The sequence below is a fragment of the Streptomyces sp. NPDC093149 genome (assembly GCF_044754145.1).
Taxonomy (GTDB): Bacteria; Actinomycetota; Actinomycetes; order Streptomycetales; family Streptomycetaceae; genus Streptomyces.
The window spans coordinates 483,365-497,613 of the sequence record NZ_JBIVON010000005.1 but is presented as its reverse complement, the minus strand read 5'-3'; the positions used below and the strand labels follow the sequence as shown (position 1 = coordinate 497,613).

The following is a 14,249-nucleotide window of genomic DNA, read 5'->3' as shown; positions in this document are numbered from 1 at the left end:
TCGGGCCTGGTGGCGCCGAGTGCCGACTGTCCGGGGACGTGGTGGGCCGGGAGGGCGGATGAAGGAGGTTCCGGAGAAGGATCCCGCCTCCGTGTCCGGCCGCGGCGGTACCCCCCGGCGCGACAACGTGACACTCACGCCCGAAGTGTCACGTTCGCAGACGCCCCCACCCCACCGCCCCGTCGACAGCCGCCCGCCCGGGGACCGCCCCGCCCCCGACCCCCGCAGCCTGCAGCGTCTGCAACGCGCGGCGGGCAACAGCGCGGTCTCCCGTCTGGTGGCCCAGCGCTACACCGCCCCCGTGAAACCGTCCCCCGCCCAGGCCCCCGGCTTCCGCAGGGTCAAGGCCGACGTCGCGGCGAAACGGACCACGATCGCCGTCCACGCCCCCGCGGCCACCGAGTCGAAGTCGGCGCAGGACGCGGCGGTCGCGCCTCCTGACGACAAGGAGGCCCAGGGCAAGGCGGCGAACGCGGAGAAGATGAACGCGGCCAAGCCGGGCGAGTTCAACAAACAGGCGTTCATCGACGCGGTGAACAAGGCGATCGACGCGCAGGCCCCCAAGAACCTCGACCAGGCGGACAAGTTCTCCAAGTCCGGCAAGGCCGACAAGATCAAGGACGAGGTCGACGGCAAGGTCACCGATGGCAAGGAGTCCTCCGCCAAGGACATCGACACGGCGACGAAGGCCCCGCCGGACACCTCGGCGGCGAAGGACAAACCCGTCACGCCTCTGTCCCCCGACCAGCCCCCGCCCAACCCCGGCGCCCCGTCCGCGACCGACGCGATCCCCCCGAAGCAGCCGGCCCCGGTCACGGACTTCTCCCAGGGCCCCGCCGAGAACGACAAGGCCATGGCGGACGCCGAGGTCACCGAGGACCAGCTCGCCAAGGGCAACGAGCCCGAGTTCGACCAGGCCCTGTCCGCGAAGAAGACGGCCGAGGCCGACTCCGCGAAGGCCCCGGCCAAGGGCAGGACGGCCGAAGCCCAACAACTCTCCACCGCGAAGGCAGGCGCCGCGGCCTCCGGCGCCCAGGCCATGACCGCCCTGACCGCGACCCGCGCCGCGGCGGGCAAGCAGGTCGACGGCGGCAAGGGCGAGACGAAGTCGAAGGACGAGAAGAGGCGGGCCGAGGTCACCGCGAAGCTGCAGAAGGTCTACGACGGCACGAAGAAGGACGTCGAGACCACCCTCTCGGACCTGGACAAGAAGGTCGACACGGCGTTCACGGCGGGTGAGAAGGCGGCCCGGGACGCGTTCACCGCCGACCACAAGCGCCGGATGAAGGCGTACAAGGACAAGCGCTACTCAGGCATGTTCGGCCCGGCGAAATGGGCCAAGGACAAGCTCATGGGCATGCCGAAGGAGGCCAACGACCTCTTCCAGGAAGCCCGCAAGCTCTACGTGGCGAAGATGCAGACGGTCATCTCGTCGGTGGCCGACATCATCGGCGCCGAGCTGGGCAAGGCCAAGGCGCGCATCGCCAAGGGCCGTGCGGAGTTGAAGGCCGAGGTCGACAAACTCCCCGCCGACCTGCGTCAGTTCGGCGAGGACGCGGCGAAGGACTTCGCGGGAAAGTTCGACGACCTCGAAGCCACCGTCAACGAGAAGTCCGAACAACTCGTCCAAGACCTCGCCAACAAATACACCGCCGCCCTGAACAAGATCGACGAGGAGATCAAGAAACTCCAGGAAGCCAACAAGGGCCTCGTCCAGAAGGCGAAGGACGCGATCGTCGGCGCCCTCAAGACGATCAACGAACTCAAGAACCTCCTGCTCGGCATCCTCGCCAAGGCCGCCTCGGCCATCATGAAGATCATCAAGGACCCGATCGGCTTCCTGGGCAACCTCGTACGAGCCGTCGGCGCGGGCCTCAACCTCTTCATCACCAACGTCGCCGAGCACCTCAAAACAGGCGTCGTCTCCTGGCTCCTGGGCACCGCGGTCAAGGCCGGCCTCGAACTCCCCCAGAAGTTCGACCTCAAGGGCATCATCCAGCTCATCGCCTCCCTCCTGGGCCTGACCTGGGCGAACATCCGCGCCCGCATCACCCGCAAGGGCATCCCCGACCAGGCCATGAGCGCGGTCGAACAATCCGTCCCGGTCGCCCAGACCCTCGCCCGCGAGGGCCCCGCAGGCGCGGTCAAGGAGATCGAGGCCGAAGCAGGCGACCTCAAGGCCACCATCCTCGAAAAGCTCACCAGTTACCTGATTCCCACGGTCGTCATCGCGGGCATCACCTGGATCATCTCCCTCCTCAACCCCGCCTCCGCGTTCGTCCGCGCGGTCAAGGGAATCATCGACATCGTCACGTTCATCGTGAACCAGGGCGCCCAGATCGTCGAATTCGTCAACGCCGTCCTCGATGCCGTCATCGCCATCGCCAACGGCGGTTCGGCAGGCGTCCCGAAGATGGTCGAGGCCGCCCTGGCGGCCAGCGTCCCCCTCCTCATCGGCTTCCTCGCCTCCCTCCTGGGCATCGGCGGCCTGGCCAACAAGGTCAAGAGCGTCTTCCACGCCGTCGCCAGACCCGTGAACAGGGCCATCGACAAGATTGTCGGCTTCATCGCCAAAGCAGGAAAAAAGCTCTGGGCGAAGATTAAGAAAAGACCCGAAAATGGGAGACCCGGTAATGATGTGACACCCGAAGGAACAAAAAGGAAGGAGGAAAGTCTCACAGAGAAACAGGATCGTCTACGGCGAGCCGTAGACGACGTGAAAAAACTGACCACAGAAAAGAAGCGCCTAAGTCCAATACTGCAGGCACGCATTGCGCTCATTCGCCACAAGTACAAACTTTCCAAGCTTGAGGCAAAGCGGCTGGGCACAGCCTTCGATTGGCACGTGCGAGCCAAGGTAAACCCTGAGGCTGAATTTCACTTGTATCCAATACATGACCAAGCCGCAGACTTGCGACAGAAAATCGGGCAAGCCTTGAACGGAAAGATAGATTCGGTCAACAGATACGCCCCTGTCTCAATATCAGATATACAACGACGTTGTAGAGAAGTCGCCACGGAAGCAACGAGCAAGGGGTACGAGTTAATCTGGGAGCAGATCAACTCGGTCTCCTGGTTGGCTTCTCTGCGTCACCCAGATTTCGAGCACGGAAGCAGCATGGTCGGAGAAGTGAAAAAAGTGGTCGACTACCAGGAGACTGGAGAGACAGACAAACACCCGAGTCAGACCGAGTACAAGAACGAGAGCAATGAAAGGTTCGTACTGGACCAATTAAATCAGAAGGTGCAGAGATACCTAATTCGTAACATCACACCGGAAGACGCCAAGTCCATAAATGCCGGGAATGGGATTTACCGGAACGCCCCGTCAAAAGACCCATGGGAACACGTGCAAGGTCGACGCTTCAAACAGAAAAAGGGAAAAAAGAAAAAAGACAATTCGGACAGTAGAGACGCATCCCCGTATATCTCGGCAACTAAAATTACTCGAGAGATAGAGAATCCGGACGGTGTCAGCTTCAAAAGTGCGGCAGGGCGAGTTAGGATCGATCTGCTGCACGTGGAAAAAGACAGTATCCATGACCTAACGACCCGTGAGGGCCAGCGAACATGGCTGCTAATCAAAGAGAAAATGCCGCAACTTATCGAGGACGCCACTAGGACTCAGGAAGTTCTAATCCTGCGCGAAATTCCCGCGCGGGCAATAGAATGGCTCGATTGAACACCACGCAAGAGGACATGCACAACCCGCTGCAGGCAAAGAGTCGAGCGAGGGAAGTCGTCATGATGCACTGGTGGGTCACACGAATGAAAGAAGATACGACTAGGATTCACTGTGCCCAACTGGCGACACCAACAAGCCTAAACAGTCTCATAGACGCCTTTACGGCCCTGCTGCGCAGCGATCACACGCCCTCCGTCGGCATAGCTCTGGATTATTATCAAAGTTACGAATCCATGTTCCGTCACGGCATCGAGAATCCATTTGAGCAATTCGATGACGAAGTCCTCAAGTTTGCCCGTCAATTGTTGCAACAACCTCCCGTGATAGCCTCAGAACAAATAGAAGCAAAAGAAGACGGCGCCAATCATGCAAGCGCACTAGCAGGCATGATGAATTTGGCGGAAATTGACGATGCAGATCTCATCGCCCAGGCTCTACTGATGGCGACCACCAGTGAGGTGAAGCGCAATGGCGCATTGGCTGCAGCTGGCGTGCTTGAGGATGCAGATGCTCCCCCTCTAGCTTTGATCTACTCACTTGAGTCATTGATCTTCGACGAGCAAAATTCATACCACGCGCGATCAGCGGCAATCAGCGCCCTGTCCGAGTCCGACTCAGAGGCGGCATATGAAGTAATCCTCCGGGCCACTCACCTACCAGAAATAGAGCTTCAATCACAGGCTGCGATCGCTCTTACAGAAAGAGATTTCCCTGCTTATCAAGCAGAAATCGAGCGAGTTATCGACTCTTGGCCGCTGGAGGTCGAGTACCCTGCTACGAAGCTTCTCGCCATGCTCCGCGAAAAAGAAGAAGACGGCTCTGCATAGTGCAAATCAGGTCCAGAAACGGCCTAAAATTCAAGAATCGGCCAAGTGGCCTGACTCCTGGCGCCCACGTGAAACTAAGCGTCGGTGACGCCTGCCACCGTGACCTCAGCCCAGCTGCGACAGCCGTTGTTATTTGTCGTTTACACGTACTGCGTCCGGCTTCGACCTGACGGACCAGGTTTCAGAAGTCGACCACCCGCACCGGCAGCGTCTTCACCCCGTTGATGAAGTTCGACACCAGGCGGCTCGGCGGGGCCGCGAGTCGGAGTGAGCCGGATGGCAGGGATCGGCACACCTCCTCGTACAGAGCGCGCAACTGCAGGCGCGCGAAATGGGCGCCCAGGCAGACATGCGGGCCGTCGCCGAAGGAGACGTGGGGGTTCGGGGTGCGGGAGAGGTCCAGGGTGAACGGGTCGGGGAAGGCGCGTTCGTCGTGGTTGGCGGAGGCGTGGAAGACGACCGCCTTGTCGCCGGTGCGGATGCGGGTGCCTGCCAGTTCCGTGTCTCGGGTCGCTGTGCGCCGGAACGTCAGGACCGGGGGGTGGCGGCGGAGGAGTTCGTCGACGGCGGTGGTCAATTCCACCTCGCCGTCGCGCAGGCGGCGGTACGCGTCGGGGTGTTCGGCCAAGAGGCGCAGGCCGCCGGGGGCCGCGCTGCGTACCGTGTCGTTGCCCGCCACCACCAGCAGGAAGAAGAACATCTCCAGTTCCGGCGCGGTCAGTTCGGGGTCCGTGGCCAGGGCCGTCATCACGTCGTCGGCGGGGTGTCGGCGTTTGTGGGCCGCCAGCGCGTGCGCGTAGTCGAACATGTCGCGCAGCGAGGCCGGGGAGCGGGGGTTGATCGGCTTGCCGTCCGGGCCCGGTGTCGGTGTTCCGGCCTCGTCGGGGTCCTGGTAGCCGATGACGCGTTGCGTCCAGTGGAGAAGAAGCGCGCGGTCTGTGTCCGGTACACCCAGCAGGTCGGTGAGGTTGAGCAGGGCGTAGTCGTCGGTGACCTGGGCGACGAGGTCGCAGCTGCCGTTGCCGGCCCGTGCCTCGGCCACCGCCCGGGTGAACAGGGAACGAGCACGTTCACGCACGACCGTCTCGAAGCGGTCGACGCGTTTCGGGGTGAAGGCGCGGCTGACGAGGGTGCGCAGTCGCCGGTGGTGCGGCGGATCCTGATTGAGCATCATGCGGCGGATGAACGGCAGGTCGGCCGGGTCCGGGTCGCGGATCTGGGTGGCGCCCAGATAGGAGGAGTACGTCGAGGAGTCCTTGAGGACCCGTACCACGTCCTCGTGCCGGGTGACCGCCCAGAAGCCGGGGCCCGCCGGCCAGCCGAGCACCTCCGGCTCCTCCTGCCACGCCACGGGGTGGTGGTCGCGCAGCTGGCGGTAGCGGTCGTGGGGGATGCCCTGCGCGTACTGCCTGGGGTCGAACACGTCCGGTACGGCCGCGCTCATGCCTTCGCTCCGCCGTCCTCCGCGTCCGCCCTCAGAAAGTCCTCCACCACACGGATCAGGTCGAGCGGGGCCTCGTCCATCGCGTAATGGCCGCACGACGGAAGCTCCACCAGTTCGGCCTGGCGGAACCACCGCATCCACGTCGCGCGCTGCACCTCGGCCGACAACGCCGGATCCAGCGCGCCCACCACGGTCAGGGCCGGCACGGATGAACCGTCGATCCGGTCGTGGAAGTCCTCGCCCGCCCAGGAGTCCAGCCAGGCACGGAACGCCTTCGCATCGCTGCGTTCGACCGAGCGGCGCACCATGCGGTCCAGCCAGGCCGCCGGGCGTCGGCTTCCGGTGGTGATGTCGAGGATGGTTCGACGGTTGTCCGGGGTGTGTGCCGCCCCGGAGAACAGTGCCCACTGGTCGGGCGGGAGCGGCAGGCCGGACGCGGGCACGGGCGACACCCCGACGATTCTGCGCACCCGCTGCGGTGCCACGGCCAGCGTCCGCTGAGCGACGGAGCCGCCCATCGAGTGGCCGATCAGCGAGAACCGCTCCCAGCCGAGCCGGTCGGCCAGCGCGAGCACGTCCGCGGCGCCCTCGGCCGTCGTGTACGTGCCGTCCGCGTCCCTGGCCTCGCCGTATCCCCGTAGATCGACCACCGCGTACTGGAACGAACCTCGGTCGAGATCCGGCAGCACCGGGTCGTACGCGGACCGGTCGGCCAGCCAGCCGTGGACCGCGATCACCTTGTGCGGGCCGTCACCGTGCAGTCCGTGGGGCAGAACAGGCAATGCGGTCACACTGACTCCCGTCACCGTACGGAGCGGCCCGGTCGGTCACCGGCCCGACCCCGACCCCGACCACGGTGGCGGCAACCACCGGCACGCGCAAGGGCCCACACACGACCCCTCGGTATCAGTGCGGCGGCGTCACGCCAGCAGTCCCAGGTACGGACCGAACTCCGAGGCCAGTGTCAGGCGGCCCAGTTTCTGGTACTCGCGCTGGATCGCGTGGATCAGTGTCGGCATCATGACCGGTTCGCCCGTGTCCGCCGCCAGGTACGCGGCCGTCACCGCGATCGAGCGGATGTTGCCGCCCGCCAGCTCGAAGTTCTCCGCGCAGAAGGCGAGGTCGAGGTCCTTGCCCCGAGGGAGTGCGGATCCCAGGCAGCGTTCCCACAGCAGGAGGCGCTGTTCGGGGTCCGGGACCGGAAAGTCGATGACCAGGTCCAGGCGACGGGTGAAGGCGTCGTCCAGGTTGGCGCGGAGATTCGTGGCGAGGATGGCCAGGCCGTCGAAGGACTCCATGCGCTGGAGCAGGTACGCGCTCTCGACGTTCGCGTAGCGGTCATGGGCGTCCTTCACGTCCGAGCGTTTGCCGAAGATCGCGTCCGCCTCGTCGAAGAGGAGAACTCCGTTCACGCCTGCCGCTTCGGAGAAGATCCGCTCCAGGTTCTTCTCCGTCTCGCCCACGTACTTGTCGATCACGGTCGCCAGGTCGACGGTGTAGAGGTCCAGGCCCAGGTCTGCGGCTATGACCTCGGCGGACATCGTCTTTCCGGTGCCGGAGTCGCCCGCGAAGAGGGCCGATACGCCTCGGCCCCTGCCGCCGCCGGGGCGCATGCCCCACTCCCCCAGGACCCGGTCGCGATGCCTCGCTCGGGCCGTGAGTTCGCGGAGCTGGGCGTGGGTGTCCGGCGGGAGGACCAGGTCGTTCCAGGTGACGGTGGGTTCGATGCGGCGGGCCAGGCGGTCCAGTCCTGCCGCGTTCTGGGCGCGGGCGCCCTGGCGGACGTGGTCGGGGGTGAGCGCGCCGCCGTCCAGGTAGCTGGTCTGGGCGGCGCCCCGGGCCGCGCGGGTGATCTGTTCCGGGGTGAGGAGGAACGGCGAGAGCAGGCGGTCCACGTCGAGGGTTTCGGGGACGGGTGCGTCGTACGCGTCGGTCCAGAGGGCCGCCCTGGTCGAGGGTTCCACGCGCGGGGCGTGCAGGAGGAGCGGCGGGGCGGCGGACCAGGCCGCGTCCCAGGGGGCCCGGCCCACCAGGATCGTGGGGACCGGGGTGCCGGTGAGGAGCCGGAGGAGCTCCGGGTGTTCGCGGCAGACCGCGTCGAGCGGTGCGCAGACCAGGCCGGCGCCGGTCAGCCGGGCCTCGCGGACCAGGGAGCGGACGGCCTCTGCGGGGGCCGGGTCCTCGGCCAGTCGCGCCAGGTCCAGGCCCAGGACCCGGTGACCCGCGAGCGTCAGCGCGGAGGCCGCGAGGGCCGTGCCCGCACCGCCCTGGTCCTCGCGGAGGTAGGCGAGCGAAACGCCTCGGGCAAGGGCCGCAGCCGGCGGAGCCGGGTCGCCGACGCCCGGTACGGCGTGCCAGGAGGCAAGGAGATCGGCCAGACGCGGGTCGGGGGTGTCGTCGCCCAGAAGGTGCGCGGTGACCCGGTCGGGGACACGGAGCGCACGGCTCAGGAACGGGCGGTCCAGGTCCTCGACCAGGAGGAGGCGGCCCTCACGCAGCGGGGCAAGGGCCGACAGCCGACCGCGCGCCGCCTGATCGGCGGGGGACAGGCCGCAGAGACCCAGGGCCAGGCCGATGGACGGGCGGCGGCGGGTGACATCGTCGTTCAAGTAGCCGTAGAACGCCTCGAAGCGGTCGTCGAGATCCGGTACGAGCGCGATGAGGAGGATCTCGACGTCGAGGTCGGTGAGCCCGAACTCGTCCGCCAGGGACGTCAGTCCGGACCGTTCCGCCAGCGCCTCATCGGATTCCGGAGCGGAAGGCGATACGGGGTACGGGAAGGCGCGGGCCTCGTTCTCGTTCAGCAGGCGGGCGATGTTCTCGTCCGTGAGGTAGAGGCCGCGGAAGGCGTCGTCCGGGTCCGGATCGGTGAGCTGCCGGGCCTCGACCGCCCGCCGGATGCGCTGCTCCACCGCCACCGCGCGGGCGAGGAGATGGCGCAGGTTCGGATCACCCGCAGTGGTCATTCGGCACTGTCCTCCATGCGGGCCTTCTGGGTCTCCGTGCGCGCTTTCCCCGCCTCCGTGCGGGCCTTCCGGGTCTCCGTGATCCGGAGGGACAGGCCTCGCCGCCGTTCCGCATCGGGGCTGCGTGAGACGGCGCCCCCGCCCGGCCGGCCCGGACGATCTCCGTACACCGGAAGTCCTCCGCGCCCCGGCACCGGTTCCGACAACGGCTCATCCCTCTCCGGTACGTCCCCGAAACGGGTCTGCAGCCCCTCGTCCCCTACCGGTGGGCCGACCACATAGCTCGGCGACGCCGTCACCGGCACGCTGATCACCAGGTCCAGCGAAGGCTTCAACTCACCGCCCAGCGCGCTCCACACATCGGCGAACGAGCGGTCCTCGGGCGGCGGAAGCGCGATCGACATGGGTACGGATGCCCCTGTCTCGGCCAAGACGCCGGTGAGCCGCTCCGGAGGCAGCGCCTCGTACCGCAGCAGGCAGCCGAGCAGCGACGAGAGCAGCCGGTGCTCGTCCTCCGGGCGCTTCGTCCATGCCGTGATCAGGTACGAGAGCTTGAAGAAACGGGGTGGACGGCGGCGCGCGACGATCGTGCCGCGCTCGTCGTACTCGTTGTGCAGGCCACGCTCGCGCCTGCGCATGTCCTCGCGGATATCGTAGAGGTAGAGGTTGACCATGGGTGCGTTGACCTTCGCCGCCCACTCCCGGGTCGGAGCATCGAAGACCACTGCGATCTGGCCGCCTTCGAGCACCTCCGCCCTGATCAGCCCACGGAGTACGTCGTCGACCTCGTGGATCACCCGATCACTCCCGTACGGTCGTCGGCGCTCATGCGCGGCCCGCGAAGTCCGGTGGCTGGAGATTCCGCTGGACCACCAGGACCGGTTTCTGCAGTCGGTCGAGGTCTCGCGAGTCCGCCCGCAGCTTGCGCGGGCCGAGCTTGTCCTTGCGCAGGACCAGGACCTGCACCTCGAAGGTGCCGTCACGGCCCACCGTGGCAACGGCCCCCTCGGGGGTGATGCCGATGTTCCACGTGAAACGTACGGTCGCACCCGGCGGGTAGTCCTTGCCCCGGGCCAGTACCGGCTGCCCCGGCTTGGCGACCTGCGGTGTGACGGTCAGCGAGGGCTTCAGAACGCGCAGTCGGTCGGTGTCTTCGTTGTTGGCCGTCCGCCGGTCCGGCAGCGTGCCGCGCACGGTGGCCCGTACGTCTCCGGTGACCGCCGCGCGGTACACCGCCGTCTGGGCCACCTCGATGCGGCCACCGGCCGGGATGGTGCACGGCTTGGCCACCGTGCAGCGGGTGAGCGCGGGAAGGCTGCGGTCCTTCGCCCTGGACGGCTTCGGCCAGGTCGAACCGATGACCACGCCCGTCGCCGCGTCCGGGCCCGCGTTGGTGACGATGAAGCGGGCACGGGCCGGACGGCCGGTGTACGTACGATCGGGGCTGACATCGACCTTCATCGCCACATCCGCCGAGGGCGGCACGGGAGCCTCCAGGACCTCGATCTCCGCCGTGTCCGTCCCCGTATTTCCCGCCGAGTCGGTCGCGGAGCAGGTCACCGTGGTGCGGCCGACCGGGAAGAGCGAACCGGAAGCGGGGGTGCAGGTCACCGGAAGCGTGCCGTCGGTGGTGTCCTGGGCGGTGGCGGTGTACGTCACGCGCGCGCCGTTCTTGTCCTTGGCCCGGACGGTCAGATCGTCCACGGTGACGACGGGCGCATCGATGTCGTTCACGTCGATGCTGATCTGCTCCTGGAAGTCCGGGTCGGCCGCCGCGGCCGGCCCGATCGTCTCCGCGCCGGGGACCTGGGTGCCCATCAGGAACTGGACGGTGCAGCTCAGCCGGGTGCCTTGGGGGGCGTCCGCGGAGACGTCGATGTTCTCCGCGAAGTGCGCGGTGTCCCCGCTGGTGACCTGTTGGGTGGGCGGGTCGAGGCTGACGGACAGATGCGGATCGCAGTTGTCCAGGCGGTAGCTCACGTTGGTAGGAAGATTGCGGAACCCCTCGATGATGGCGTCCACGACGTCATCGCCCTCGATGCCTTCGATCATCCGGCCGTTGGTGGCGGCCGCCAGACGCAGGGCCTGGTCCGGCTCATGCTTTTTGTCATCGGGGTACTCGGGTATCTGGCCGTTGCCGTTGAGTCCGTCGCCCTTCTCGCTGGTCAGACCGACCGCGATCAGCCGCACCCCCGCGTCCTGGAGGGCGAACTCGGCGTCGCTCAGGTAGTACTTGTAGTTGCTGGGTTCATGGCTGGATGCGTCGCCGACCAGCACGATGACCGGGCTGGAGTCAGGACGGAACACGGTCTTCCCGTCACCGCCGTTGGCCAGCTTCCACAGGGCGTAGATCCAGTCCTCGGGCGGGCCGATGCTGTAGCTGCCCATGTCGGCCTTGAGCTGGTCGACACCCGTCTGCACCTCGCCCAGGTCGTAGGTCAGCCCTTGCAGCACCTTGAAGCCCGCGTCGGGGTCCACCTGCTGGTCGCCGAAGGTGGCCACGGCGAAGCGTGAGTCCTGCTGCTCGTCGCGGATCGCCTTCGTGATCTCGGGTATCCGCTCCCTCACCCGCTGGATGGGAACATCCATACTGCCCGTGCCGTCCACCAGCAGGATCACGTCCGGTCTCGGCGGGATCGCCGGCGTACGGACCTGCTTGTCCACACCCGTGGAACCGCCAGGGTCGACCGCGTCGGTGAACTCGGCCGGCGTGACCCAGGGTTCGGGCACCGCCACCGCCGGCGCACCGGAGGTGACGGCCGAACCGGGCGCGATGCCGGTGGCCACAAGAAGCAGGGCAAGGACCGGGACGCGGAACGCGGTGAGTGTGCGGCGCGCGGCGGACGGGCGCGGCCCTCCCGGCCGCGACCATGGAGCCCGCGACGACCGCAACGCCCGCCGCAGCGGATGGAACCAGCGCACGGAAGTCCTCCCCACCCTCGGCCCGTCGGCATACCGGACGACACGGTCCCGTACGCACGGCCGGCCCGCAGCGGTGCGGAAGTCACATCCCCGGGAATCCTCCACTGCCCTTTCGGGCATCCGTCGCGTCCAGCGGCTCCACCACCGACGCGCACACCGGGAGGCTCAGATCAGCCCTTGCCGCATCGCGTACGCCACCGCGTGCGACCGGTTCCGCAGCTGCAGTCGAGTCATCACCGAGTGCAGCACGTTCTTGATCGTGCGCTCGGAATAGGCCAGCTTCGTCGCGATGTCCGCGGTGTCGTACCCCTCGGCGACCAGGCGCAGCACATCCACTTCGCGCGCCGCGAGACCGGTGAAGTGCAGCCCTCGAGGGCCGAGCACCTGTCCCTGGAGGCGGCCCACCTCCTCCAGCAGCCTGCCCAACAGGTCGGAGGGCAGATGGCCTTCGCCCCGCGCGACCGTCCTGATGACCTGCACCAGATGTTCCGGCGTCGACTCGGATCGTCTGACCACGCCGGCGACACCGCACTCCGCCGCGCTCACCAGCTTCTGCTCGTCGATGTCCGTGGTGACGAGAACGGCGCGCGAGGTGCTGGTGCGCTGAATGTGGCGCAGCATCGTCAGCACCTCCTCGTCGACCGTGTCCACGACGACGACCACGATCTGGGGTGAGGCGTCGCCTTCCACCCACTCCGTGACGCTGACCTCGGGCCGGGCCCGTAACTGACTGGCCACACCCGCTTGAGAGATCGGATCCTGGGCCCGTAATGCGACAGTGGTGCGCTCCATGGCAATGCTCCCCCTGAGCAACAGCCGATGGCCTCGCAGCGAACACAACCATCACGGCTGTTTCGTATGCCTCATTCGTCTGAGGCGGTCAAAAGATTCCCTCGTTTACCTGGAGGGAAACAAAAAAGCCGATCCGGGCACGGATTCTGCCCGGAAGTGTTCCTTCACAGCCCATGTCGGCGCGGGACGCCGACCCTACGGTGCGCCCTATGAGTCTCACGGCAAGCCTCGACGATTCGTCCGTCACTGCCGCACCGGGCGAGGAGACGGCCCTCCCTCTGCGGATCCTCAACTCCGGCAGCACCGTCGAGGAATACCGGTTCGAGGTGATCGGTGCGTGTGCCGCCTGGTCGACGGTGGAACCGGCGACGCTCTCCCTGTACCCGGGTGACTCCCGGACGGTCTCCCTCGTGCTGCGTCCGCCCCGCGACTCGACCGTGCTCGCGGGGGAGACACCCTTCGGGATACGGGTGGTGCCCACCAGCGAGCAGGACGCCACGGTGGTGCCCGAGGGGCGGGTGACCGTACTTCCCTTCACCGAGACGACCGCCGAGCTGGTGCCGCGCAGTTCGCACGGCACCTGGCGCGGGAGGCATCAGCTCGCCGTCGACAACCGGGGGAACACTCCGGCCACCGTACGGCTGGGCGCCCGGTCCGGTACGGAGCGGGCCCGGGTCGCGTTCGCCGCGGATGCGCTGGAGATCGCCCCCGGGCGGGCGGAGTTCGGGAAGCTGAGGATCCGGCCGGCGAAGCGCGTGTGGCGCGGAACACCGGTCACGCACGCCTTCCAGGTCGTCGTCACAACGGATCTCGTGGAGGGGCAGGCACCGGCCGAACCGGCCGCACCGGTGACCCTGGACGGCTCGTACCAGCAGGAACCGATCCTGCCGCGGTGGCTTCCGCGGGCGCTCATCACCGCGGCCGTGCTGCTGATCGCGCTCGTCGGGCTCTGGTACGCGCTGCTGCGGCCGGCCGTGAAGTCGGCGGCACGGGAGGCGATCACGCCGGACGCGGTACGGTCGGCCGCCGCGGCCGACAAGAGCAAGGCCCCGGACCAGGGCTCCACCGCCGGCACGGGATCGGGCGGGGGCGACTCCTCCGGGGCGAACGGTGGTTCGCCGAGCCCCCTTCCCTCACAGAGTTCCGGCACGTCCGACGGTGGGACCGGCAGCGGGTCCGGCGGTGCGTCCGAGGCCGCTCCGACCAGTGCGCAGGTGCAGGTCAGGGACTCGGTGGGCGGTGGGTCGAATACCTCGACGGCCCTGCAGGTACCGCGCGGGCACACCTTCCAGCTGACGGACATCGTGGTCCAGAACCCGCAGGGCGACGCGGGAACGCTCCTCGTCTCCACCGGTCGGGGCACGCCGGTGCTCCGGCTGGCGCTGGAGAACTTCAGGGACTCCGACTACCACTTCGTCACACCGATCCTGGTGCCCGCGGGCGGCAAGGTCACGATGACCGTCGACTGCCGGAAGGTGGGCAAGCCGGTGAACGCGCCGACACCCTCCCGGTGTGCGGAGTCGCTGTTCCTGGGTGGCACGATGCGGACGGACGCCGCGGACTGACGGCGCGCACCACCCACACGGACCGACACCGCAGACCGACGGCGCGCA

Annotated in this window: 9 protein-coding genes; 3 read left to right on the top strand and 6 right to left on the bottom strand. The window is 67.1% G+C overall.

Annotation, left to right across the window (positions count from 1 at the left end; genetic code table 11):
* Positions 1–58: 58 nt before the first annotated feature.
* Together ACIQCZ_RS18775 and ACIQCZ_RS18770 are read left to right on the top strand one after the other, a co-directional pair.
* On the top strand, positions 59–3,682 hold the full coding sequence (locus ACIQCZ_RS18775) for a hypothetical protein (RefSeq protein WP_402283457.1): 3,624 nt from the start codon (positions 59–61) through the stop codon (positions 3,680–3,682).
* A complete protein-coding gene (locus tag ACIQCZ_RS18770) occupies positions 3,679–4,512 on the top strand; it encodes a HEAT repeat domain-containing protein (RefSeq protein WP_402283455.1) in 834 nt (277 codons plus the stop codon). The genes ACIQCZ_RS18775 and ACIQCZ_RS18770 overlap by 4 nt, the downstream gene beginning before the upstream one ends.
* Positions 4,513–4,693: 181 nt before the next feature.
* On the opposite strand, the gene ACIQCZ_RS18765 is transcribed toward ACIQCZ_RS18770, so the two are convergent.
* The 6 genes from ACIQCZ_RS18765 to ACIQCZ_RS18740 all read right to left on the bottom strand — a co-directional run bounded on the left by ACIQCZ_RS18765 (position 4,694) and on the right by ACIQCZ_RS18740 (position 12,636).
* Positions 4,694–5,956 (bottom strand): cytochrome P450, encoded by a 1,263-nt coding sequence (locus ACIQCZ_RS18765; RefSeq protein WP_402283453.1) that lies wholly within the window; start codon positions 5,954–5,956, stop codon positions 4,694–4,696.
* The gene (locus ACIQCZ_RS18760; RefSeq protein ID WP_402283452.1) at positions 5,953–6,747 is read right to left on the bottom strand and encodes an alpha/beta fold hydrolase; all 795 of its coding nucleotides are present in this window, start codon (positions 6,745–6,747) and stop codon (positions 5,953–5,955) included. Before ACIQCZ_RS18760 ends, ACIQCZ_RS18765 begins: the two co-directional genes overlap by 4 nt.
* A gap of 129 nt (positions 6,748–6,876) precedes the next feature.
* Positions 6,877–8,922 carry an ATP-binding protein gene (locus ACIQCZ_RS18755; protein WP_402283450.1) on the bottom strand — a complete coding sequence of 682 codons (2,046 nt, stop codon included), beginning with the start codon at positions 8,920–8,922 and terminating at the stop codon, positions 6,877–6,879.
* Positions 8,919–9,719: a DUF4255 domain-containing protein gene (locus ACIQCZ_RS18750; RefSeq protein WP_402283449.1), complete on the bottom strand. Its 801-nt coding sequence runs from the start codon at positions 9,717–9,719 to the stop codon at positions 8,919–8,921. Before ACIQCZ_RS18750 ends, ACIQCZ_RS18755 begins: the two co-directional genes overlap by 4 nt.
* 28 nt (positions 9,720–9,747) lie before the next feature.
* Entirely contained in the window at positions 9,748–11,844 is a 2,097-nt protein-coding gene (locus tag ACIQCZ_RS18745; RefSeq protein ID WP_402283447.1) for an HYR domain-containing protein, read from the bottom strand.
* A gap of 165 nt (positions 11,845–12,009) precedes the next feature.
* Positions 12,010–12,636: a response regulator transcription factor gene (locus ACIQCZ_RS18740; RefSeq protein WP_351081680.1), complete on the bottom strand. Its 627-nt coding sequence runs from the start codon at positions 12,634–12,636 to the stop codon at positions 12,010–12,012.
* 209 nt (positions 12,637–12,845) lie between these two features.
* On the opposite strand from ACIQCZ_RS18740, the gene ACIQCZ_RS18735 reads away from it, so the two are divergent.
* The gene (locus tag ACIQCZ_RS18735; RefSeq protein ID WP_402283445.1) at positions 12,846–14,201 is read left to right on the top strand and encodes a hypothetical protein; all 1,356 of its coding nucleotides are present in this window, start codon (positions 12,846–12,848) and stop codon (positions 14,199–14,201) included.
* The last annotated feature ends 48 nt before the right edge of the window (positions 14,202–14,249 follow it).

Coding starts and splice junctions, on each gene's coding strand:
- ACIQCZ_RS18775 (WP_402283457.1), top strand. CDS start 59: ATGAAGGAGGTTCCGGAGAAGGATCCCGCCTCCGTGTCCGGCCGCGGC.
- ACIQCZ_RS18765 (WP_402283453.1), bottom strand. CDS start 5,956: ATGAGCGCGGCCGTACCGGACGTGTTCGACCCCAGGCAGTACGCGCAG.
- ACIQCZ_RS18755 (WP_402283450.1), bottom strand. CDS start 8,922: ATGACCACTGCGGGTGATCCGAACCTGCGCCATCTCCTCGCCCGCGCG.
- ACIQCZ_RS18740 (WP_351081680.1), bottom strand. CDS start 12,636: ATGGAGCGCACCACTGTCGCATTACGGGCCCAGGATCCGATCTCTCAA.
- ACIQCZ_RS18735 (WP_402283445.1), top strand. CDS start 12,846: ATGAGTCTCACGGCAAGCCTCGACGATTCGTCCGTCACTGCCGCACCG.